Here is a 22,556-nt window from a genome sequence, read left to right on the forward strand (position 1 = left end):
ACCTCTCCTCAACTGACCATATGGTTGAAGCTGACCCCTTGCGGGTCGTCGACCGGTTGGTTCCGGCCTTGAAATGGTTGCGGCAGCACTCATTCGGCTGCCACCGAATTCGGCACATTTGAGAATATGTATCTTACAGAGGACTTACACAAGCCCCCAGGCCGCTTCGACGACATGACCTGAACGCGACGATGCTAAAATTTCGCGGTTGATCGAATCCCGATCCAACTTCGGCATTCTGCCCCCATGTCATCCCGGAGACCAAGCGCCATGACGATTATTCGCGAAGAAGACCTCATTCAGTCGATTGCGGATGCGTTCCAGTACATCAGCTACTACCACCCGCTCGACTACATCAAGGCGCTTGGCGAAGCCTACGAACGCGAGGAAAGCCCGGCGGCGAAGGACGCCATCGCGCAGATCCTGACCAACTCGCGCATGTGCGCCGAAGGCCACCGCCCGATCTGCCAGGATACAGGCATCGCCGTCGTGTTCATGAAAGTGGGCATGAACGTGCAGTGGGATTCGAAGCTGAGCGTGCAGGAAATGATCAACGAAGGCGTGCGCCGCGCCTACAACCACCCCGACAACAAGCTGCGCGCCTCGGTGCTGCTCGACCCCGCCGGCAAGCGCCAGAACAGCAAGGACAACACGCCGGCGGTGGTGCATTACGAGATCGTCCCCGGCGACCACGTCGAGATCATCTGCGCGGCCAAGGGCGGCGGCTCGGAGAACAAGTCGAAGATGGTGATGCTGAACCCGTCCGACTCGATCGTCGACTGGGTGATCAAGACCGTGCCGACCATGGGCGCCGGCTGGTGTCCGCCGGGCATCCTCGGCATCGGCATCGGCGGCACGCCGGAAAAGGCGATGCTGCTGGCCAAGGAATCGCTGATGGAGCCGGTCAACATCCATGAACTGCGCGAAAAGGCCGCTTCCGGCGCCCAGCTCAGCCGCGTCGAGGAGCTGCGCCTCGAGCTGATGGACAAGGTCAACGCGCTCGGCATCGGCGCCCAGGGCCTGGGCGGCCTGACCACCGTGCTCGACGTCAAGATCATGGACTATCCGACGCACGCCGCCTCGCTGCCGGTGGCGATGATCCCGAACTGTGCGGCGACCCGCCACGTCCACTTCCACCTCGACGGCTCCGGCCCGGCGAAGCTGGAAACGCCCAGGCTGGAAGACTGGCCGCAGGTCACCTGGAAAGCCGACACCAACGTCGCCACCCGGGTCAACCTCGACACCCTGACCAAGGAAGAAGTCGCCTCCTGGAAGCCGGGCCAGATCCTGCTGCTCAACGGCAAGATGCTCACCGGCCGCGACGCTGCGCACAAGCGCATCGCCGACATGCTCGAAAAGGGCGAGAAGCTGCCGGTCGACTTCACCAACCGCGTCATCTACTACGTCGGCCCGGTCGACCCGGTGCGCGACGAAGTCGTCGGCCCCGCCGGCCCCACCACCGCCACCCGCATGGACAAGTTCACCCGCATGATGCTGGAAAAGACCGGCCTCATCTCGATGATCGGCAAGTCCGAGCGCGGCCCGGTCGCCATCGAGGCGATCAAGGACAACAAGTCCGCCTACCTGATGGCAGTCGGCGGTTCGGCCTACCTGGTGTCGAAGGCGATCAAGGAAGCGCAGGTCGTCGGCTTCGCCGATCTCGGCATGGAAGCGATCTACGAATTCACCGTGCAGGACATGCCGGTGACGGTCGCGGTGGACGCCAACGGCACCAGCGTGCATAACACCGGCCCGAAGGAGTGGCAGGCGAAGATCGGCAAGATTCCGGTCGCTGTCGTCTGACGCCCTGCCCCGGCGATGAAAAGCCCGGTGCTCGCGAGAGGCCGGGCTTTTTCGTTCCAGGAGGGCACTCCCGGGAATAGAAGACAGGAAGACAGCTTGGCCGATGAAGGCCACTTGATCTAATCAACTCTTGGCTGTCTTCCGTGCTCTCTTGAAGCTCTTCAAATCGGGTACGGCAAACAGCTGGCTACGCCCAATCGTGGTGCTCGGTTGGAGTTTGCCGCTCGCAACGTATCGGCGAAAGGTCGACATCGAAACTTCAAGGTACTCGCTCGCCTCCTCCGCGGTGAACTCATCACCGGAAAGGTGGCCGAACAGTTCGTCATGACTGAGGTCTTTGCCTTGGAAAGCATGGGTCGACAGCAACACGAAGAACCTCTGCCGTTCAATCGCCGGCATGCGTTTGAGATCGTTGAAAAGCTCTTCCGCAGTTGCAGCATGCGCCATTTCTTTATCCTTCAGCCCGTAGGTAACGTTTGAGCTCATCGTAGAAGTTCTCATGCGGCCCAACCTTGTAAAAGTCGATGGCCAGCAGTTCAAGCTCACCCTCTGGTTCCGCCCCCACAGCCAGCAAAGGCCTGTAGGCAACCAAGTATTCCTGGCGGTTGAACCTGAATTTGAAAACCCGAATCCCAGCCAAGTCACCGACCTTTGCCTCACCGATCTCCGGACTCCCGCAGATGTCTTCCACCGCATCTTCGATCGCGAGTTGCAGCGGTTTATGAGCCTTCTTCACGAAACTGCTGAAGGGCGGCTTATAGCTCGGCCTCATTGAACTGACTCCATATTGTTCTATTTTTGACAAAATTTCAACTCACGCAGAGCGAACTTCGTCCCCTGCTGCGTTGCCCTTGCTCACGCCTCCTCCAGATCCTGCATCCTGGACTTGAATGACCCACCACGCCTCATCGCCTGCCTTTTGAACTCATTGGCCTCCTCGATCTCCGGCGCCAGCTTGTTCAGTCGCTCCACCAAGCCAGAGAGATCGTACTCATTGCTCAGCTTGCCTCTATGCGTCGCCCGTCTCTCGATCCGCTTGACGAATCCTGCTGCCTCCAGCTCAGCGATGTAACGTTGAATTTGGCGAGTGCCCAAGCCCAAACGATCGCTCAACGACTGCTTGCTCGGATAGGGCTTTCGCTCCTGATCCCACCAATGGTCGACAAGTTGAAGAAGCACGGCGAGCTGCGTCGGGTTAAGACCCAGACGCTGCTGTGCTCTCAGGAGGACGGAAGGAATGATGCAGAAACCAAGCTTCATCACTGCCGTTCCCCATTTTTCGTCGGACGCTTGCTTAGCCTTCCGCTCACGCTTCGGGGCTGACTCGTCACGTTTTGACTGGTTTGGAGTGTTTGCCAATTTTTATCTCCGGGATTTGCAAGTACATGCAAATTTACCGTGATGCAGCCTGGCAGAAAAGGTCAAGCCAGTAGTCGTACAAGACCTCTGGCTATGGACATCCATGACAATTTCGACCAGTCATGGATGTCTTCTAAAAAAAGAGTCATTAAACTGCAACAATACGCTGGTAAGCCATACGAACGAGGACTATCCGCCCCCAGTCGCCGGCGACCACAGGGACGTGCCCACTCCCGCATACATAGCGCTAACGGGTCAGCAGACCGCAGGTAACGCCAGCAGGCGAATCTACGCTGCCACCGGCTCCCGCAGCGCAGAAGGTTCGCGCCGCTCGTCGGCGCCCTTGACTTGGCGCCGGTACTGCGTCGGCGAGCACGACATGATCCGCTTGAACGCAGTGCTGAAGGCGCTTTCGGACTCGTAGCCGAGCGAAAACGCAATGCTTGACACGCTCTCGTTGCCGGCGCGCAGGCGATCCGCCGCCATCAGCATGCGCCAGCGCGCGAGGTAGTCCATCGCCGTGCTGCCCACCAGCGCCTTGAAGCGCTGCGCGAACACGGTGCGCGATACACCGGCGACCCGCGCCAGTTCCTCGAGCGTCCAGTGGCGGGCCGGCTCGGCATGGATCGCACCGATCGCGGGGCTGATCTGGCGATCGGTCAGCGCCAGGAACCAGCCCTTGGGGATTTCGCCGCAGGACGCCAGGAACAGCCGCAGCACCTGCACCAGCATCAGATGCACCAGATGCGTCGATAGCAGCGCGCCACCCGGCTGCGGACTGTGCAGTTCGGCGACGAGCTGGTCGAGCGACCAGCGCAGGATCTCGGCCTGGCTCGAGGCCTTGGGGATGTTGACGATGGCCGGCAGCGCATCGAACAACACTGCGGCATGGTTGCCGGTGAAATCGAAGCGCCCGCTGATCAGGAACACCTCGCCGCCGCCGTTGTGCACCGCGATCCCGTCGCGGTATGCGGCGTCGAGAATGTGTCCGGAATCCTGCGGCGGCAGTCCGGGTGAATCGCCCCGGGTTTCCTAGACACCCTTTTGCCTCACAATGAGGCGTTACGGAGGTGTCGATGGAAACGAAGAAGGCGCAGCAGCGCTTCACCGAAGAGTTCAAGATCGAAGCGGTCAAGCAGGTGACCGACCGGGGACATCCGGTCGCTGAGGTGGCCGTGCGGCTTGGCGTCAGCGCCCACAGTCTCTACACCTGGATCAAGCGTTACGGCGTTCCGGCGGAGCAGCGTGCCGAGCGCGACAGCCAGGCGGACGAGATCCGGCGCCTGAAGGCGGAGTTGCGGCGCGTGACCGAGGAGCGCGACATCCTAAAAAAGGCCGCCGCGTACTTTGCCAAGCAGTCCGGGTGAGGTACGCCTTCATCGACGCCCACGTGGTGCAGTATCCGGTGCGTCGGCTGTGTTCGACGCTGGCGGTCCATCCGAGCGGTTACTACGCGTGGAAGCAGCAACCCGTTTCCGAGCGCTCGGCTAATGACCAGCGCATCGGAGCGCTGATTACGCAATGCTGGGAGGCCAGCGGGCGTATCTATGGCTATCGCAAGATCCGTAACGATCTGCACGACTTGGGCGAAGCGTGTGGCAAGCATCGCGTGGCGCGGCTGATGCGCTTGGCGGGCCTGCGCTCGCACACCGGCTATGGACGCCGCCCCGGTCGCTACGGTGGGCGGCCGGCGGTGGTTGCGCCAAATCTGCTCGAGCGCCAGTTTGCCCCGACAGCGCCGAACAAGAGCTGGGTGACCGACATCACTTACATCCGAACCCACGAGGGGTGGCTGTACCTGTGTGCGGTGCTCGATCTGTTCTCCCGTCAGGTTGTAGGTTGGTCGATGGGCGAGCGGATGACCAAGGAACTGGCGTTGAACGCCTTGCTGATGGCGGTGTGGCGGCGCAAACCGACTGAGGAGGTGCTGGTGCATTCAGATCAGGGTAGCCAGTTCAGCAGCCACGACTGGCAAGACTTCCTGAAGTCGCACCGACTGGTGCCGAGCATGAGCCGGCGTGGCAACTGCCACGACAACGCGGTAGCGGAAAGCTTCTTCCAACTGCTCAAGCGCGAGCGGATCAAGCGAAAGATCTACACGGATCGGGCGCAGGCTCGCTCCGATGTGTTCGATTACATCGAGCTCTTCTACAACCCACGGCGACGCCACGGTTTCACCAACCAGCTCTCGCCGGTAGAGTTCGAGCGGCAGTATTTTTTGAAGAACGGGACCGTCTAGGAAACCCGGGGCGATTCAGGGATCGGAGGCCAGTACGAAGCGGCGCCCGCAGTTGAGCAGGAAACAGTCGCCTTCGTCGAAGCGCACCGGCTGCTCCAGGTCATCCGTGTAGCCCCAGCACGAGCCCCGGATCACTGCGGTGAATTTGATGCCCTCGTGGGGCGGAAAATCGAAGGACCAGTCTCCGGCCGCATCCAGGCCCGCATAGAACTGGCTGCGCGGCTTGAGCAGCGAGAGGACGTCGGAAAGAGGGTCCATCGGCAAGCCTGTACGATCGAAAAGCAAAAATGTACTTTAGGACATGGTACGTTCGTCAAGCACGGATTACCGTTGAATCTCTGGAGAACTGCTGAAAAGGAAACCGAAGATGAAATCCGTGAAGTTCAAGAACGGCTCGATCGAGATTGCCGCAAACCTGCACCTGCCTGCCGACCTCGCCGAGCATCGCACCCACGCGCAGCCTGATGCAGCTCGTCACCTTCGACGCCTTCCACCTCGTGGACCTGTTCCTGACCCAGCCGATCCAGATCGTCGCCGGCGAGGATGCGGGTACACGCTGGATCAGCGAGGACCTGTTCCGCCGCGCCGCCAGCAAGGACAAGCACCTGCACATCGTGCCGGGCGCCTCGCACATCGCCCTGTACGACAAGCCGGACCTGGTGACCGAGGCCATGTCCAGGCTCGGCCCCTTCTTCAGGACCAGGCTCTGAGCCTGAGTGCCGCCCGGATGCCGGACACCGGGCGGCAAGCAATGCTCCTTGCCGGATCCGCAGCAAGGGCTCAGGAGACGGCACATGCCTTCCAGGCGGCCCCGGCTTGCGGCTAGTACTGGTTGCGGGGCTTGAGTGGCAAGAGGATGTCGGAGAGAGGCCCCATAACCAGACTCGTACTCCTGAAGAAGAAAAGCGCACTTTGAAGCATGGTTCGTCCATACCTCAAGCGGTATCGTAGAACTCATGGAATGCCGGATGCGCATTCGATGCCTTGCCCCCTTTTGGAATCCGCACCTCGTCTCACAAGGAGAATTTCATGAGCCAAACGCAATCCGTCACGTTCAAGAACCGTAGCTGGGACGTCGCCGCCACGCTGCGCCTGCCCGAAGGTTTCGATGCCGGCAAGAAATACGCTGCCGTCGTCTGCGCCCACCCGATCAGCAGTTGCAAGGAGCAGACTTCCGGCGCCATCTACGGCGAGGCGCTGACCCGGGCCGGCTTCATCACCCTCGCCTTCGATGCCTCCACCCAGGGCGCCAGCGGCGGCGAGCCGCGCTTCCTCGAAGACCCCGCCACCCGCGTCGAGGATTTCCGCTGCGCCATCGACTACCTGGTCACGCTGCCCTACGTCGATGAAGAAAGGATCGGCGTGCTGGGCGTGTGCGGCGGCGGCGGCTATGCCGTCAGCGCGGCGATGACCGACCGCCGCTTCAAGGCCGTCGGCACCGTCGTCGCCGCCAACTATGGCCGCCTGATGCGCGAAGGCGACATGAGCCCCGACGCCGCGATCAAGACCCTGGACGCCATCGCCCAACAACGCACCGCCGAGGCGCGCGGCGCCGAACCGCTGATCGTGGGCTACATCCCCGGCTCCGAAGCAGAACGCGCGCAAGCCGGCCTGGACAACATCGACATCGTCGAGGCCGTCGATTACTACACCACCCCGCGCGGCCAGCAGCCCGGCTCGCCCAACAAGCTGCGCCTGACCAGCACCGGCGCGGCCGTGGGCTGGGACGCCTTCCACTTTGCCGAAGTGCTGCTGACCCAGCCACTGCACATCGTCATCAGCAGCATACCGGGCGGCTTCGGCTCCTACCGCGACGGCCTGGAACTCTATGGCCGCGCGCGTTCGAGCCAGAAGAGCATCCAGATCGTCGAAGGCGTGAGCCACTACGACCTGTACGACAAGCCCGGGCCCACCGGCAAGGCGCTGGAGCAACTCGTGCCCTTCTACAAAAAGCACCTCGGCGCCTGAAGACGCCCACTCCGCACGGCGCCCCTGCCGGCGCCGCGCAAATCCCCAAGAACCCGCTTTCCCCCCGCCCCCACCCCATGTCCTTCGTTTTCCGCTGTGCGGGCATCGCCGCCCTCACTGCACTCATCGCCTGGAGCGCCTACGTCATGTTACAGCCCAAGATCGGCGACTACGCATCCTCGCCCCAATCGCGTGATGGACGTTTCCACAACCCGCGCCCGCCCGGCCCCGGCGACATGCCCGAATCCACGCTGCGCGTATGGTGGAACTTCCTCTTCAACAAGCCCGCCGGCACGGTGCCCTCGTCGCCGGTCCCCATCCACCGCCTGAGCCGCGCCGAACTCGACGCCGCGCCCGACCGCAGCCTGTACCGCCTCGGCCACTCCACGGTGCTGATGAAGCTGCGCGGCCAGTGGTGGCTGACCGACCCGGTGTTCTCGGAACGCGCCGCCCCGGTGCAGTTCTTCGGCCCCAAGCGCTTCCACGCGCCGCCGATCTCGATCGACGAACTGCCGCCGATCCGCGCCGTGATCCTGTCGCACGACCACTACGACCACCTCGACCGCGCCGCCATCAAGGCGCTGGGCGAAAAAGCGGAACTGTTCCTGATGCCGCTCGGCGTCGGCGACCGGCTGCTCGACTGGGGTATCGCACGGGACAAGATCCGGCAGTTCGACTGGTGGCAAGGCACCGAAGTGGACGGCCTGCGTCTGACGGTCACGCCCGCGCAGCATTTCTCCGGGCGCAGCTTCAGCGACGGCAACCGCACGCTGTGGGCCTCGTGGGTCATCCAGGACGACGATTACCGCCTGTTCTTCAGCGGCGACAGCGGCTACTTCAAGGGCTTCGCCGAGATCGGCGAACGCTTCGGCCCCTTCGACCTGACGCTGATGGAAACCGGCGCCTACAACGAGCAATGGCCCTATGTGCACATGCTGCCGTCGGAGACCGTCCAGGCCCATCAGGACTTGCGCGGCCGCTGGCTGCTGCCCATCCACAACGGCACCTTCGACCTCGGCATGCACGTCTGGGAAGACCCCTTCGACCAGATCCTGCACTTCGCCGCCGAGCACGGCGTGCTGGTCGCCACGCCAATGATGGGCGAGCGCATCAACATGAACGCCCCCCACGCGGGTCGCCTCTGGTGGCGGGAGGAAGCGGTGACAAGCAGTTCGGCATTTCCCGCTGCCATCGCCGGGCAGGCCAGGCCCTAAGCACTCGCCGGCTGCGCCTGCCCGCATCGTCCGGGCAGGCGCCATTGCACGGCGCGCCCCCTTCCCTCACGGGTATGGGGCCCCATCACTGCATGCTCAGCTCGACACTCCATCTCCGACGCATTCCGGCGGATATCCCATCCGGCACCGGGAAACCGGGGAGATCCCACCTCAGCCGGCGCGCCCGAGGCCGTTGAAAAACGCCGTTTCAGGGTTTCCCGACGGGCCTTGCTTCTTCAATAGCCGAGCCATCGTCCTGCTCCGGCCGGCCGTCCCGCGGCCCGACTACGCATTCCCCCAGCCGTCTTTTCACGCCCAGTTCATCGGCAATCGCCTCTTGCAGCGCCTTCAGGATGTCCTGGCGTTCGGGGGAGGAATTCCCTTTCCCTGATGCCTTCACCGCTCTGCCTCCTTCGCTGACCATCGCCGAACGAGGCCGGCTTGTCGGGCCACCCCCAATATCAGCCGGCAAGGCCAGTCCAGCAAATCCGTACGATCACAAAAGAAGATCGCACCCTCAAGCATGGTTAGTACGGCCTCTCATGCGTACCTTCATACCTGCAGCCTGCCTCACGGATCCAGACGGTAAGCGGCCGCGGTCCGGGTACGAATACATTGAAACGGAGAGCCATCATGAATCGTTTGCAGAACAAAGTCGCCCTCATCACCGGCGCCGGCAGCGGCACCGGCATGGGCGCGGTGATCGCCCGCGTGTTCGCCGAGGAAGGCGCCACCGTCGTGGTCACGGCCAATGCCAACCGCCAGGACAACATGGACGAGCTAGTCAAGGAGATCACCGGCAAGGGCCGGCGCGCCTCGTCGGCCGTGCTCGACGTGACCCGGCAGGATCAATGGGCGGCAGTCGTGGCCGACACCGTGGAACGCCATGGCCGCATCGACATCCTGGTCAACAACGCCGGCACCCCGGGGCCGCGCGACGGCAGCTGGGACAAGGCCACCGCCGAGGATTTCCATCACGTCATGGACGTGAACCTGAACAGCCAGTTCTACGGCATCAAGGCCGTCGCGCCGCACATGGAGCGCCAGGGCAGCGGCGCCATCGTCAATATCTCGTCGGCGGCCGGGATCATCGTCTTCCCGGACGTGCCGCCGGGCTACAGCGCCTCCAAGGGCGCCAGCCGGCATCTGACCAAGGCCGCGGCGGTGGATTTCGCCCGCCGCGGCATCCGCGTCAACGGCATCTACCCCGGCTTGATCGAGACACCGATGGCCACCCACTTCACCGAGGATCCGCAGATGCTGGAAAGCCTGCTCAAGGGCATTCCCATCGGCCGCGTGGGCACCTCGGAAGAAATCGCCAAGGCCGCGCTGTTCCTCGCCAGCGACGACGCCTCCTACGTCATCGGCGCCGAGTTGGTCGTCGATGGCGGCCTGACCATCATCTGAGAACGTGTGAACGAAGCTTGCCCTGACTCGATTCCGTACGATCACAACAATAATTCGCACGGTTAGGCATGGCTCGTACGACTACCCCGACTTATCTTAGGCCATCGCTTGCGATGTCGGCAGCACAAGGGCCGACGGACTCAAACCCCGGCATTTCGGGGTATACACGTACAGGAGAAATCACCATGAACGCTATCCCCAAAGTCTGGCTGATCACCGGCGCCTCGTCGGGCTTCGGCAAGGCGCTGGCCGAGGCCGTGATCGCCAGCGGCGATTACGTGGCGCTCAGCGCCCGCCGCCTCGACCGCCTGCAGGCCCTGGCCCAAGGCCATGAAGACCGCGTGCTGCCGCTGGCGGTGGACATGACCGATGCGGCCGCGCGCAACAAGGCCGTAGCCGACACCGTGGCGCGCTTCGGCCGCATCGACGTGCTGGCCAACGTCGCCGGCAGCGGCTCGATGGGCGCGGCCGAGGAGTTCTCCGAAGCCGAGCTGCGCGCGCAGTTCGAGCTGAACTTCTTCGCCACCGCCGAGATGACCCGCGCCGTGCTGCCGCAGATGCGCAGGCAGGGCTCGGGCCGCATCCTCACCGTCAGCAGCGTCGGCGGTCTGGCGGCCATTCCCGGCTGCGGGCCGTACAGCGCCAGCAAATTCGCGATCGAATGCTGGACCGAAGCCCTGGCAGCGGAAGTGGCGCCGCTGGGCATCCGCGTCACCCTGATCGAGCCGGGCTCGTTCCGTACCGGCTTCGCCGGCGACGTCAACGTGCGCCCCGCCCAGCGCCTCGAAGCCTACCGTCACGTCACCGGCCCGATGGAGAACTATCTGGAAACCTCCGCCGGCAAGGAAATCGGCGACCCCGCCAAGGCGGCGCAAGTCATCATCGCCGCCGTGCAAAGCGATGCCCCGCCCATGCGCCTGATGCTGGGCCCCGATGCCTACGGGCTGTGGGACCAGACCATCGCCAAGCGCATCGAGGACATCAACAGCTGGCGCGAGCGCGGCCTGAACACCTGCTTCGACGACGCCGAGATCAAACCCATCGGCGGCTGAAACCCCTGACCTCTCGAGGAATGAACATCATGAGCAAGCCCTCCCAAAAAGTCTGGCTGATCACCGGCGCCTCGTCCGGCTTCGGCAAATCCCTGGCCGAGGCCGTCATCGCCAACGGCGACATCGCCGTCATCACCGCCCGCCGCCTGGACCGCCTGCAGGCCATCGCCCAGGGCAATGAAGACCGCGTGCTGCCGCTGGCGGTGGACGTCACCGACGCCGCCGCCCGCGACAAGGCCGTGGCCGACACCCTGGCGCGCTTCGGCCGCATCGACGTGCTGGCCAACGTCGCCGGCCGCGGCGTGGTCGGCGCCTGCGAGGAATTCAGCCTGGCGCAGCTGCGCGAGCAGATGGAGCTGAACTTCTTCGCCGCCGCCGAGATGAGCCGCGCCGTGCTGCCGCAGATGCGCAAACAGGGCTCGGGCAACATCCTCACCGTCAGCAGCATCGCCGGCCTGGTGGCGATGAATGCCGCCGGCCCCTACTGCGCGGCCAAGTTCGCCATCGAGGGCTGGACCGAGTCGCTGGCGATCGAAGCCAAGCCGCTGGGCATCCATGTCACGCTGGTCGAGCCCGGCGCGTTCCGCACCGAATTCGCCGGCGGCGTGAACATGCGCCCGGTGCACAGCATCGCGGCCTACCGCCCCATGGTCGAGCCGTTCGAGACCTACCTCGAAGGCTCCGCCGGCAAGCAGGCGGGCGACCCGGCCAAGGCCGCCCGGCGCATGCTCGAAGTGGTCGCCAGCGATGCGCCGCCCGTGCGCCTGATGCTGGGCCGCGATGCGCACTCGATCTGGGATGCCACCATCGCCAAGCGCATCGAAGACATCAACAGCTGGCGCGAGCGCGGCGAAGACACCGCCTTCGACGACGCTGTGTTCGAGGAAATCAAGCTGTGATCGAAACCGATGCGTGGCTCCGCCATACCAGGCGCAGTCATGAAGATTTCCACCGCTCACAGGAGCAATGAACGATGTTCAGCCATGTCAATCTCGGGAGCAATGACCTCGCCCGCTCCAGGCGCTTCTACGATGCCGTGCTGGCCGTCATCGGCGCCAGATCCGGCCTCGAGTTGAATTTCAATTCGCCGCGCATCCTGTACCAGCACAAGGGCTGCCTGCTGGTCATCACGACGCCGCTGGACGGCCAGCCGGCCACGCCCGCCAACGGCGGCACGACCGGTTTCCTGATGGACGGCCCCGAGCAGGTCGAGTCCTTCCATGCCGCGGCCCTGGCCAATGGCGGCACCACCTGCGAAGACCCGCCGGGCGAGCGCAAGACGCCGGCCGGTTCCCTCTACCTGGCTTATGTGCGCGACCCGGACGGCAACAAGCTCTGCGCCTTCCACAATCTGGCCTGAGCCACCGAACCAGGAACTGCCATGCATGACCAACAAACTCCGCTGAATTCCGGCTTCGGCTTTCATAGCACCGCCGCCGAGGTGCTGGCCGGCATCGACTTGTCCGGCAAGCTCGCCATCGTCACCGGCGGCCATTCGGGCCTGGGCCTGGAAACCACCAAGGCGCTGACCGGCGCCGGCGCCCGCGTGCTGGTGCTGGCGCGCAATCCCGAAGCCGCGCGCAAGGCGCTGGACGGCGTGCAGAACGTCGAGGTCGATCAGCTCGACCTGGCCGACCAGAGCAGCGTGCGCGCCTGCGCCGAGCGCTTCGTCGCCAGCGGCCGCAAGGCCGATATCGTCATCTGCAACGCCGCGGTGATGGCCAACCCCGAAACCCGCATCGGCGACGGCTGGGAGTCGCAGTTCGGCACCAACCACCTGGGCCACTACGCCCTGGTCAATCTGCTGTGGCCGGCCATCGCAAGCGGCGCGCGCGTCGTCTCGCTGTCGTCGAGAGGCCACCACTTTTCGCCGATGCGCTGGGACGACGTGCAATTCAATGCCGGCTACGACAAGTGGCTGGCCTATGGCCAGTCCAAGACTGCGATCGCGCTGTTCGCCAAACAGCTCGACGCGCTGGGCCGGACCAAGGGCGTGCGCGCGTTCTCGGTGCATCCGGGTTCGATCTATACCCCGCTGCAACGCCACATGAGCATGGAGGAACTGACCTCGCTGGGCTGGCTCGACGACAAGGGCGAGGTGATCGATCCGAACTTCAAGACCCCGCCGCAGGGTGCAGCAACCTCGGTATGGGCCGCCACCTCGCCGCTGCTCGACGGCAAAGGCGGCCTGTACTGCGAGAACTGCGACGTGGCTGTGCACGACAACAGCGCCGAGCCGACCGAAACCGGCGTGCGCGACTACGCCATTGATCCTGCCCAGGCCGAGCGCCTGTGGAAGCTGTCGGCCGAACTGACCGGCATCGACGCTTTCGCCTGAAATCCACCCGCAAGGAGAACATCCATGAAAATCTGGTTCATCACCGGCGCATCGTCCGGCTTCGGCAAGGCGCTGGCGGAATTGGTCCTGGCCAGGGGCGACGGCGCCGTGCTCACCGCTCGCCGCCTGGAGCCGCTGCAGGAGATCGCCGCCGCCCACGGCGATCGCGCGCTGGCGCTGAAGCTGGACGTGACCGACGCCGCCTCGCGCGCTGCGGCATTGAAGGCCGCAAACGAGAAATTCGGCCGCATCGACGTGCTGGCCAACATCGCCGGTGCCGGCTCCTACGGCGCGCTGGAGGCGTTCAGCTCAGCGCAGATCCGCACGCAGATGGAGCTGAATTTCTTCTCCGCCGCCGAGCTGTCGCGCGAAGTGCTGCCGCAGATGCGCGCGCAGAAGTCCGGCCACATCCTCAACCTGACCAGCATCGCCGGCCTGGTCGCCTTCCCCGGCAGCGGCCTGTACAACGCCTCGAAGTTCGCCCTGGAAGGCTTTACCGAAGCCCTGCACCACGAGCTCAAGCCTTTCGGCATCCGCGTGACGCTGATCGAGCCGGGCGCCTTCCGTACCGGCTTCGCGGGCAGCGCGGCGATGAAGGCCGAACGCCGGATCGCCGACTATGCGCCGCTGGACGCGGGCATGGACGAGTACTACGCGACGCAGAACGGCCAGCAGATGGGCGATCCGGTCAAGGGCATGCAGGTACTGATCGACATGGTGGACAGCGACACCGCGCCGGTGCGCCTGATGCTGGGCGAGGACGCCTACCAGCTTTGGGAGGGCGCGGTCGCTTCGCGCGAGCGCGATCTCGCCCAGTGGCGCGCGCGCGGCGAGGACACCGCCATCCCGGGAGCCGTGAAGAACACCGCCCGGGCGCTTTGATGACCGAATCGGCCTCCGGCGCTCGATGCACAAGCGCCGGAGGCCTGGATCTGTCGCGCGCCGCGCTGCTGCTGTGCGCCGGCATCACCACCTATTCGCCGCTGCGCACCTGGAAGGTCGGCCCCGGCAGCCGTGTCGGCGTGGTGGGCCTGAGCAGCCTGCCTGACGAAAAAAGCATGGGCGGCCGAGAACCACGGCCGCCCATGCCCTTGGTGCATCTTCCTGCGATTGCTCAGTGCTGCAGGATCTTGCCCAGGAAGTCCTTGGTACGCGGCTGGCGGGCATCCGGGTTGCCGAAGAAGTCGTCCTTCGTGCAATCCTCCAGGATCTTGCCGCCGACGTCCATGAAGATGACGCGGCTCGCCACCTTGCGGGCGAAGCCCATCTCGTGGGTCACGCACATCATGGTCATGCCTTCGTTGGCGAGGCTGACCATCACGTCCAGCACCTCGCCGACCATCTCGGGGTCGAGCGCGGAGGTGGGCTCGTCGAACAGCATCACGATCGGGTCCATCGACAGCGCACGGGCGATCGCCACCCGCTGCTGCTGACCGCCCGAAAGTTGCCCCGGGAACTTGTCCTTGTGCGCCATCAGGCCGACGCGGTCGAGCATCTTCAGGCCGCGCTTCCTGGCCTCGTCCTGGCTACGGCCGAGCACCTTGACCTGGGCGATGGTCAGGTTCTGCGTCACCGTCAGGTGGGGGAACAGCTCGAAGTGCTGGAACACCATGCCGACCTTGCTGCGCAGCTTGGGCAGGTTGGTCTTGGGGTCATGCACCGGCGTGCCGTTGACCCAGATTTCGCCCTTCTGGATCGGCTCCAGCGCGTTGATGGTCTTGATCAGCGTGGATTTGCCCGAACCGGACGGTCCGCAGACGACGACCACCTCGCCCTTCTCGATGCTGGTGGAGCAGTCGTCGAGCACCTGGAAGCTGCCATACCACTTGGAAACGTTCTTCATTTCAATCATGGACAAACCCTCTTCCGGACGGGAACCGCCGGTCAATGAATGATGGCGATCTTCTTGTGCAGCCGCTTCACCAGCCACGACAGGCTGTAGCAGATCACGAAATAGACGACGGCGGCGGCGATGAAGGCCTCGATCGGACGGCCGTAGTTCTTGCCCGCCACCTCGAAGCCCTTGAGCATGTCGTAGGCACCGATGGCGTAGACCAGCGAGGTATCCTGGAACAGGATGATGGTCTGCGTCAGCAATACCGGCAGCATGTTGCGGAACGCTTGCGGCAGCACGATCAGGCGCATGTTCTGGCCGTAGGTCATGCCCAGCGCCTGCCCGGCGAACACCTGTCCGCGCGGGATGGACTGGATGCCGGCGCGCATGATCTCGGAGAAGTACGCCGCCTCGAAGGCGATGAAGGTGACGGTGGCCGAGGCCTCCGCCCCGATCGGCGCACCGAGGAACAGCGGCACCAGCAGGAAGAACCACAGGATCACCATCACCAGCGGGATGCTGCGCATGCCATCGACGTAGATGGTGGCCGGCACGATCAGCCACTTGCGGCCGGACAGCCGCATCATCGCCAGCAGGGTGCCGAAGAAGATGCCGCCCAGCGTCGCCACCAGCGTCAACATCACGCTGAAATACAAGCCCTTCAGAATGAAGTTGGAGACCAGATCCCAGCTGTAGAAGGAAAAATCGAACGCGAGGTTCATGTTCAATGCCCTCCCGCCGCGCTGGGCGCCGCCAGGCCCGGAACCCGCACCCGCTTCTCGATGAAGGTCATGATGCGATTGATGGCGAAGGCCGAGACGATGTACAGGCCGGTCACCGCCAGATAGATCTCGATGCCGCGCCCCGTCTCTTCCTGGGCCTGCATCGCGAACATCGTCAGCTCGGTCACGGATACCGCGAAGGCCACGGACGAGTTCTTGAAGATGTTCATCGTCTCGCTGGTCAGCGGCGGGATGATGATGCGGAAGGCGTTGGGCAGCAGCACGTGGCGGTAGGTCTGCCAGGTGGTGAAGCCCATCGCCATGCCGGCGTAGCGCTGGCCGCGCGGCAGCGCCTGGATACCCGAGCGCACCTGCTCGGCGATCCGCGCCGAGGTGAAGAAGCCCAGCGCCAGCACCACCAGCACGAAGCCCGATACGGATTTCATCGCCGGGAAGATTGCCGGTACGACGTGATACCAGAGGAAGATCTGCACCAGCAGCGGAATGTTGCGGAAGACCTCCACCCAGGCGTTGCCGAAACGCACGGCCCATTTGCTGTCCGGCAAGGTGCGTATGGTGCCGATCACCACGCCCGTCACCAGCGCCAGCACCAGCGCCAGCAGGGAGACGGAGACCGTCCAGCCCCACGCGGAAAGCATCCAGTCGAGGTAAGTGATATCCCCGTCCGTGCCAAAACAGCCCTCGCGGACCGTGCGGTCCAGGGTGTCCTCGCAAAACATCTGCCAATCCCAAGCCATAGGATTTCCTTCCAGGTGCAGAAACGGTGGCCCGCATAGGGCGGCCCGCGCAGGGCGGCCGGCAGACGGTGGCCGGCAAACGGCTGCCCGCAGACAGCCATCCATCGAAAATCCCTTTCCCGTCAGATTTCCCGGCGAGAAAGGGGATTTTCAGAATCGATGCTTACTCGTTGTAGGCTTCCTTGGGCTTGTTGTTCGGATTGTTCCAGGCGTCGCGGGTGGCGTCGGACAGCGGCAGGCCCACCGCGGTGTTGGTCGGCGGAATCGGCTGCAGGAACCACTTGTCCCACAGTTTCTCGAGCGTACCGTCCTGGGCTTGGCGGGCGATGGAATCGTTCACCGCCTTCATGAAGGCCGGATCGTTCTTGCGCAGCATGCACGCGATCGGTTCGGTGGACAGCGGCTCGCCGACGATCTTGAAGTCCTTCGGGTTCTTGGACTTGGAGATGTTACCGGCCAGGATCGAAGCATCCATCACGAAGGCATCGGCACGGCCGGTTTCCAGCAGCAGGAAGCTGTCGGCGTGGTCCTTGCCGTTGATGTCCTTGAACTTGATGCCCGCGGCGCGCTTGTTCTGGCGCAGCAGCTGGACCGAGGTGGTGCCGGTGGTGGTCGCCACCGTCTTGCCATCCAGATCCTTGACGTCGTTGATGTCGGAATCGGCCTTGACCGCGATGCGCACCTGCTCCACGTAGGTGGTGTTGGCGAAGTCGACTTCCTTCTGGCGATTCAGATCGTTGGTGGTGGAGCCGCATTCGAGATCGACCGTGCCATTGACCACCAGCGGAATGCGGTTCTGCGAGGTGACGGGCTGGTATTTGACATTCAGCTTCGACAGGCCCAGTTCCTTTTGCAGATCCTGAACGATGTTCTCCGCCATTTCGGTATGGAAGCCGACGTACTTGCCGTTGCCCAGGGTATAAGCCAGGCCGGAAGATTCACGCACGCCCAGCGTGATGCTGCCCGAAGACTTGATTTTCGCAAGGGTGTCACCCGTCTGCGCCATGGTTGAAGTTGCAGCCAGTGCAGTGATGGCAATTGCGAGCAGATGCTTCTTCATTGTGTCCCCTTCGATGCTTGTTCAGGAGAAGCCATTCTAGAGCAACTTTTTCATTTTGACGTATCTACTTGAATTCAGCAGAACTGCTCGATCCTGGTGCAAAGCGCGCACGAAAAAGGGGCATTCGCCTATCGGCGAATGCCCCTATATCAGGCTAGCGGACTTTCGAATCAGCCGGCGCGATGCGCGGCCAGCTTCAGCCAGGTATCGACCACCGTATCCGGGTTCAGCGAAATGGTCTGAATGCCTTCGTCCATCAGCCACTCGGCGAAGTCGGCGTGGTCGGACGGCCCCTGGCCGCAGATGCCGACGTACTTGTCGAGCTTGTTGGCGGCGCGGATCGCCATCGACAGCAACTGCTTGACCGCCGGATCGCGCTCGTCGAAGGCATGCGCAACCAGGCCGGAGTCGCGGTCCAGGCCCAGCGCGAGCTGGGTGAGGTCGTTGGAGCCGATCGAGAAGCCGTCGAAGTGCTCCAGGAACTGCTCGGCCAGGATGGCGTTGGACGGGATCTCGCACATCATGATGAGCTTGAGATCGTTCACGCCGCGCTTCAGGCCGTGCTCGGCCAGCAGATCGACCACGCCTTCGGCCTCTTCGAGATTGCGCACGAACGGAATCATGATCTGGACGTTGGTCAGGCCGAGCTCGTTGCGCACCTTCTTCATCGCCGCCACTTCCATCTCGAAGCAGTCGCGGAAGGAATGGGCGATGTAGCGCGAGGCGCCGCGGAAGCCGAGCATCGGGTTTTCTTCTTCCGGCTCGTAGATCTCGCCGCCCAGCAGCTTGCGGTATTCGTTCGACTTGAAGTCGGACATGCGCACGATGACGGGCTTCGGGTAGAAGGCGGCGGCGATCGTCGCCACGCCTTCGACCAGCTTCTCGATGAAGAACTGCTTCGGCGTCGCGTAGCCGCGCGAGCGGCGGTTGATCTCGTCGCGCAGGCTGGCCGGCACCTGGCCGATGTCGAGGATCGCCTTCGGATGGATGCCGATCATGTTGTTGATGACGAACTCCAGCCGCGCCAGGCCGACACCGCCGTTCGGGATCTGGGCGAACTCGAAAGCCAGTTCGGGGTTGCCCACGTTCATCATGATCTTCACCGGAATCTCGGGCAGGTTGCCCATGTCGGTGGTGATGACCTCGAACTCCAGCTTGCCGCGATAGACGTAGCCGGTATCGCCCTCGGCGCAGGACACGGTGACGGATTCGCCCTCGCCCAGCACGTCGGTGGCATTGCCGCAGCCGACGATGGCCGGAATGCCCAGCTCGCGCGCAATGATCGCGGCGTGGCAGGTGCGGCCGCCGCGGTTGGTGACGATGGCGCTGGCGCGCTTCATCACCGGCTCCCAGTTCGGGTCGGTCATGTCGGTGACGAGCACGTCGCCCGGCTGCACGCGGTTCATCTCGGAGGCGTCGCCCACCACGCGGACCACGCCGGCGCCGATCTTCTGGCCGATCGCGCGGCCGTGGGTCAGCGCCTTGCCGTACTGCTTCAGGCGGTACTTTTCCATCACCAGGCCGGCGTCCTGGCTCTTCACCGTCTCGGGACGAGCCTGCAGGATGTAGAGCTTGCCGTCCTCGCCGTCCTTGCCCCATTCGATGTCCATCGGGCGGCCGTAGTGCTTCTCGATGATGACCGCGTAGCGCGCCAGTTCCAGCACGTCCTCGCTGGTCAGCGAGAAGCGGTTGCGGTCGGCCTCGGGCACATCCACGGTGCGCACCGACTTGCCGGCGACGGCCTTGTCGGTGAACACCATCTTGATCAGCTTGGAGCCCAGGTTGCGGCGGATGATCGCCGGCTTGCCCTGCGCCAGCGTGGGCTTGTGCACGTAGAACTCGTCCGGGTTCACCGCGCCCTGCACGACGGTCTCGCCCAGGCCGTACGAAGCGGTGATGAACACCACCTGGTCGAAGCCCGACTCGGTGTCGATCGAGAACATCACGCCCGAGGCGCCCGAATCCGAGCGCACCATGCGCTGCACGCCGGCCGACAGCGCGACGTCGGCATGGGCGAAGTTCTTGTGCACGCGGTAGGCGATCGCACGGTCGTTGTACAGCGAGGCGAACACCTCCTTCATCGCGTGCAGGATGTTCTCGTAGCCGTGGATGTTCAGGAAGGTTTCCTGCTGGCCGGCGAAGGAGGCATCCGGCAGGTCTTCGGCGGTGGCCGACGAACGCACGGCGAAACTGCCCTCGCCTTCTGCGGTAATCTTGTCGTAGGCGGCCTTGATCTCGGCTTCGAGCTTGGCCGGGAACGGAATGTCGATGATCCACTGGCGGATCTGGGCGCCGGTCTTCGCCAGGGCATCGACGTCATCGACGTCGAGCGCGTCGAGCGCGGCATTGATGCGGTCGGCCAGGCCATCGTGCGCCAGGAATTCGCGGTAGGCTTCCGCAGTGGTCGCAAAACCGCCCGGAACCCGGACGCTCGAAGGCAGCTGGCTGATCATCTCGCCGAGCGAGGCGTTCTTGCCGCCGACCTTTTCGACGTCGGTCATGCGAAGTTCGTTGAAAGGAATCACGTAGCGCGTCATGGATGACCTTCCGCAAAAGAGAGATAGAAAGCAAAATCCGATTTTAACGTTTTATTGTGCTCTGCCGCACGACAGGGTTTGCCCCAATGCCAACCCTGTCTCACTCCGAGCAACTACAGGCAGCGATCATGACTGATACTCCCACCCGCACCGTCTTCTTCGTTTCCGACGGCACCGGCATCACGGCCGAAACCCTTGGCCACAGCCTGCTTGCGCAGTTTCCGGAGGGCCGCTTCCGGCAGGTGCGCGCACCTTTCGTCGACGACATCGACAAGGCCATCGACTGTGCAGCCCAGATCCGCGAAGCCGCGGCGAACGACGGTGTACGCCCGATCGTGTTCAGTACACTCGTAAATGAAGACACGGTTGCGGCACTGCACAACGCCGATGCGCTATTCCTCGACCTGTTCGATCGCTTCATCGGCCCGCTCGAAACCGAGCTCGGCCAGCGCTCGACGCACGCGGTCGGACGCTTTCACGGCATCGCCGACAGCATCAACTACAAGCACCGCATCGAGGCGATCAATTTCGCCATGGCCCACGATGACGGCGTATCGAACAACGGGAACTGGAAGAGGCCGACGTGATCCTGGTGGGCGTCTCCCGCTCCGGCAAGACGCCCACCAGCCTCTACCTGGCCATGCAGTTCGGCGTCAAGGCCGCCAACTACCCGCTGATTCCCGAAGATTTCGAGCGCAACAAGCTGCCCGGCGAACTGCACAAATACCGCCGCAAGCTCTTCGGCCTCACCATCGCCGCCGAACGCCTGTCCCAGATCCGCCAGGAGCGCCGGCCCAACAGCCGCTACGCCTCGCTGGAAAACTGCCGCTACGAGATCGACGCTGCCCAGAAGCTGATGCGCCGCGAAAACATCCGCTGGCTCGACTCGACCACCAAGTCGATCGAGGAGATCTCGGCCACCATCCTGCAGACGGTGCGCGTCGAACACCAGGCGTTCTGAAGCGCTGCGCCGAGGCATCGGCGGCAGCCCGTGCGTATTCGGCTAGAATGGCGTCCTCGCGCCTGCCACCCTGCACAGGCGCCATCGAAGGAAGCAACAGGACTGCACATGAAAAGAACGCGCATCAAGCGCCGCGGCGGCCTCGGGCGCATCGCCGAACAGCTGGCCTGGCTCGCAAACGGCCTGGCCGAATCGAGCAGCCGCATCGAGGACAGCTACTGGGAGCAGCAGCTGAGCACCGCACTGGACGAGCAGCTCGAGAACAACGAAGAAGAAGCCCTCAACACGGCGTTGGACCACCTCTACAGCACCGAAGCGCGCGCCTACGACGAACTGGCCGATTTCATCGAGTCGCGTGCCGAATGCGCCACAGGCGCTTTCGCCGACCATGACGTCGTGCTCATTGCCGCCCCCATCCTTGCCTGGTCGCGCTACCGCATTCCGGCGGTCACCGTGCCCTCGGCCGTGCTCGCCAACCTGCGTGTCCATTTCCAGGCCCACGTCCTCGCCCAGGACGCCCGCCTTGCCCTTGCCGACTTCCTGTTCAGCCCCGACCAGCTGCCGCAGGGCTATTGCGCCACCGCGGAGTTCGCCAGAATCCTGGGCGACGCGGCAATGAACAATTCGAACCTTCACATCGATACCGAAGGCATGCCGGACACCGCGCAGTTCCTGTCCGATACGCGCTACCTTCTCGCCGCAGCGGCCGTACCTCGCGGCAAACCGGTTTTCCGCTGGCAGGAAAAGGACGGCAGCCGCGACAACGCGCGCGAGCAATGGCGGCTCCAGGGCGGCGCATGCCTGGCCCCCCTGTTGCCGGGCTGTGCGGTCGACCTCGTCCTGCCCGAACCCTATTTCGCCGGCAGCCGCGCCGCAGACAAGGACAGCCGGCCATACTCGGTGCGCGCCTCGGTCGCCTACCTGGGAACGGCCCTCGAAGTCCCGGCAGCCAACCTGCGGGCCATCATCGCCCCCTTCTGGGACCGTGACCTCGAGGAATATCGCATCGGCTTCAGCGTGCGCGGCGTCGACCAGATCGTGCATGGGGTGGTCTGGCCCCTGCTCGGCGCCGAAGACGACACTACCGACATTCCCAGCCAGATCGAAGCCGTACTGCGCGAATGCGGCCTCAACGAAGTCATCCACCTCGACCACCAGTTCCCGCTCGAGTATTGCGACGACTGCGGCGCACCGATGTACCCCTCTGCCGAAGGCGAAACAGTGCATGCCGAAATGCCTGAAGAGCAGATGGAACAAATGCCCCGCCATCTGCACTAAGCGCTGTTGCAGCCACTGACGGAGAT

23 protein-coding genes and 1 pseudogene are annotated in these 22,556 nt (G+C 63.9%); 13 read left to right on the forward strand and 11 right to left on the reverse strand.

The window, feature by feature from the left end; genetic code table 11:
• Positions 1–270 precede the first annotated feature (270 nt).
• A complete protein-coding gene (locus tag AAFL97_RS11415) occupies positions 271–1,803 on the forward strand; it encodes a fumarate hydratase (RefSeq protein ID WP_341645020.1) in 1,533 nt (510 codons plus the stop codon).
• A gap of 123 nt (positions 1,804–1,926) precedes the next feature.
• Here AAFL97_RS11415 and AAFL97_RS11420 read toward each other — a convergent pair whose 3' ends face one another.
• From AAFL97_RS11420 to AAFL97_RS11435, 4 genes are all read right to left on the reverse strand, one after another.
• Positions 1,927–2,289 carry a helix-turn-helix domain-containing protein gene (locus AAFL97_RS11420; protein ID WP_341645021.1) on the reverse strand — a complete coding sequence of 121 codons (363 nt, stop codon included), beginning with the start codon at positions 2,287–2,289 and terminating at the stop codon, positions 1,927–1,929.
• Positions 2,255–2,575 (reverse strand): type II toxin-antitoxin system RelE/ParE family toxin, encoded by a 321-nt coding sequence (locus AAFL97_RS11425; protein ID WP_341645022.1) that lies wholly within the window; start codon positions 2,573–2,575, stop codon positions 2,255–2,257. The genes AAFL97_RS11420 and AAFL97_RS11425 overlap by 35 nt, the downstream gene beginning before the upstream one ends.
• A gap of 83 nt (positions 2,576–2,658) precedes the next feature.
• Positions 2,659–3,162: a helix-turn-helix domain-containing protein gene (locus AAFL97_RS11430; RefSeq protein ID WP_341645023.1), complete on the reverse strand. Its 504-nt coding sequence runs from the start codon at positions 3,160–3,162 to the stop codon at positions 2,659–2,661.
• A gap of 288 nt (positions 3,163–3,450) precedes the next feature.
• Entirely contained in the window at positions 3,451–4,170 is a 720-nt protein-coding gene (locus AAFL97_RS11435; protein WP_341647145.1) for a helix-turn-helix transcriptional regulator, read from the reverse strand.
• Positions 4,171–4,238: 68 nt separating this feature from the next.
• Between AAFL97_RS11435 and AAFL97_RS11440 the strand changes: the two genes are divergently transcribed.
• Positions 4,239–5,401 (forward strand): IS3 family transposase gene (locus AAFL97_RS11440; RefSeq protein ID WP_445954490.1). Its coding sequence is split into 2 segments (ribosomal slippage): positions 4,239–4,497 and positions 4,497–5,401, totalling 1,164 coding nucleotides; the frame shifts between segments, so codons are not numbered across the junction.
• 15 nt (positions 5,402–5,416) lie between these two features.
• On the opposite strand, the gene AAFL97_RS11445 is transcribed toward AAFL97_RS11440, so the two are convergent.
• Positions 5,417–5,659 (reverse strand): cupin domain-containing protein, encoded by a 243-nt coding sequence (locus AAFL97_RS11445; protein ID WP_341645025.1) that lies wholly within the window; start codon positions 5,657–5,659, stop codon positions 5,417–5,419.
• A 146-nt stretch (positions 5,660–5,805) separates the two neighbouring features.
• Between AAFL97_RS11445 and AAFL97_RS11450 the strand changes: the two genes are divergently transcribed.
• The 3 genes from AAFL97_RS11450 to AAFL97_RS11460 all read left to right on the forward strand — a co-directional run bounded on the left by AAFL97_RS11450 (position 5,806) and on the right by AAFL97_RS11460 (position 8,583).
• The gene (locus tag AAFL97_RS11450) at positions 5,806–6,111 is read left to right on the forward strand and encodes an alpha/beta hydrolase (RefSeq protein ID WP_341645026.1); all 306 of its coding nucleotides are present in this window, start codon (positions 5,806–5,808) and stop codon (positions 6,109–6,111) included.
• A 319-nt stretch (positions 6,112–6,430) separates the two neighbouring features.
• On the forward strand, positions 6,431–7,369 hold the full coding sequence (locus tag AAFL97_RS11455; protein ID WP_341645027.1) for an alpha/beta hydrolase: 939 nt from the start codon (positions 6,431–6,433) through the stop codon (positions 7,367–7,369).
• 146 nt (positions 7,370–7,515) lie between these two features.
• Positions 7,516–8,583: an MBL fold metallo-hydrolase gene (locus tag AAFL97_RS11460; protein WP_341645028.1), complete on the forward strand. Its 1,068-nt coding sequence runs from the start codon at positions 7,516–7,518 to the stop codon at positions 8,581–8,583.
• Between the two features lie 208 nt (positions 8,584–8,791).
• On the opposite strand, the gene AAFL97_RS11465 is transcribed toward AAFL97_RS11460, so the two are convergent.
• A complete protein-coding gene (locus tag AAFL97_RS11465; protein ID WP_341645029.1) occupies positions 8,792–8,983 on the reverse strand; it encodes a hypothetical protein in 192 nt (63 codons plus the stop codon).
• A gap of 233 nt (positions 8,984–9,216) precedes the next feature.
• Here AAFL97_RS11465 and AAFL97_RS11470 point away from each other — a divergent pair, with 233 nt between their 5' ends.
• From AAFL97_RS11470 to AAFL97_RS11495, 6 genes are all read left to right on the forward strand, one after another.
• On the forward strand, positions 9,217–9,990 hold the full coding sequence (locus tag AAFL97_RS11470; RefSeq protein WP_341645030.1) for an SDR family NAD(P)-dependent oxidoreductase: 774 nt from the start codon (positions 9,217–9,219) through the stop codon (positions 9,988–9,990).
• 185 nt (positions 9,991–10,175) lie between these two features.
• Positions 10,176–11,042, forward strand: a complete 867-nt coding sequence (locus AAFL97_RS11475) for an oxidoreductase (protein WP_341645031.1) — start codon at positions 10,176–10,178, stop codon at positions 11,040–11,042.
• A gap of 29 nt (positions 11,043–11,071) precedes the next feature.
• Positions 11,072–11,941: an oxidoreductase gene (locus AAFL97_RS11480; protein ID WP_341645032.1), complete on the forward strand. Its 870-nt coding sequence runs from the start codon at positions 11,072–11,074 to the stop codon at positions 11,939–11,941.
• 74 nt (positions 11,942–12,015) lie between these two features.
• Complete coding sequence (locus AAFL97_RS11485; RefSeq protein ID WP_341645033.1) at positions 12,016–12,402, forward strand: VOC family protein; 387 nt, start codon at positions 12,016–12,018, stop codon at positions 12,400–12,402.
• 21 nt (positions 12,403–12,423) lie between these two features.
• Complete coding sequence (locus AAFL97_RS11490; protein WP_341645034.1) at positions 12,424–13,380, forward strand: SDR family NAD(P)-dependent oxidoreductase; 957 nt, start codon at positions 12,424–12,426, stop codon at positions 13,378–13,380.
• Positions 13,381–13,404: 24 nt separating this feature from the next.
• The gene (locus AAFL97_RS11495) at positions 13,405–14,262 is read left to right on the forward strand and encodes an oxidoreductase (protein ID WP_341645035.1); all 858 of its coding nucleotides are present in this window, start codon (positions 13,405–13,407) and stop codon (positions 14,260–14,262) included.
• Between the two features lie 232 nt (positions 14,263–14,494).
• Here the strand turns inward: AAFL97_RS11495 and AAFL97_RS11500 are convergent, their stop codons facing one another.
• The 5 genes from AAFL97_RS11500 to ppsA form a co-directional block, all read right to left on the reverse strand.
• Positions 14,495–15,232, reverse strand: coding sequence for an amino acid ABC transporter ATP-binding protein (locus tag AAFL97_RS11500; RefSeq protein WP_263461269.1), 738 nt, complete (start codon positions 15,230–15,232; stop codon positions 14,495–14,497).
• Between the two features lie 32 nt (positions 15,233–15,264).
• Positions 15,265–15,936 (reverse strand): amino acid ABC transporter permease, encoded by a 672-nt coding sequence (locus AAFL97_RS11505; RefSeq protein WP_341645036.1) that lies wholly within the window; start codon positions 15,934–15,936, stop codon positions 15,265–15,267.
• Between the two features lie 2 nt (positions 15,937–15,938).
• Positions 15,939–16,694: an amino acid ABC transporter permease gene (locus AAFL97_RS11510; protein WP_341645037.1), complete on the reverse strand. Its 756-nt coding sequence runs from the start codon at positions 16,692–16,694 to the stop codon at positions 15,939–15,941.
• Positions 16,695–16,857: 163 nt separating this feature from the next.
• A complete protein-coding gene (locus tag AAFL97_RS11515; RefSeq protein ID WP_341645038.1) occupies positions 16,858–17,700 on the reverse strand; it encodes an amino acid ABC transporter substrate-binding protein in 843 nt (280 codons plus the stop codon).
• A gap of 224 nt (positions 17,701–17,924) precedes the next feature.
• Complete coding sequence (ppsA, locus tag AAFL97_RS11520; protein WP_341645039.1) at positions 17,925–20,291, reverse strand: phosphoenolpyruvate synthase; 2,367 nt, start codon at positions 20,289–20,291, stop codon at positions 17,925–17,927.
• Between the two features lie 128 nt (positions 20,292–20,419).
• Between ppsA and ppsR the strand changes: the two are divergent.
• A pseudogene (gene ppsR, locus AAFL97_RS11525) lies at positions 20,420–21,252 on the forward strand (posphoenolpyruvate synthetase regulatory kinase/phosphorylase PpsR).
• Between the two features lie 108 nt (positions 21,253–21,360).
• Positions 21,361–22,530 (forward strand): DUF2863 family protein, encoded by a 1,170-nt coding sequence (locus AAFL97_RS11530; RefSeq protein ID WP_341645040.1) that lies wholly within the window; start codon positions 21,361–21,363, stop codon positions 22,528–22,530.
• The last annotated feature ends 26 nt before the right edge of the window (positions 22,531–22,556 follow it).

It is taken from the genome of Thauera sp. SDU_THAU2, from assembly GCF_038260575.1.
Lineage (GTDB): Bacteria > Pseudomonadota > Gammaproteobacteria > Burkholderiales > Rhodocyclaceae > Thauera.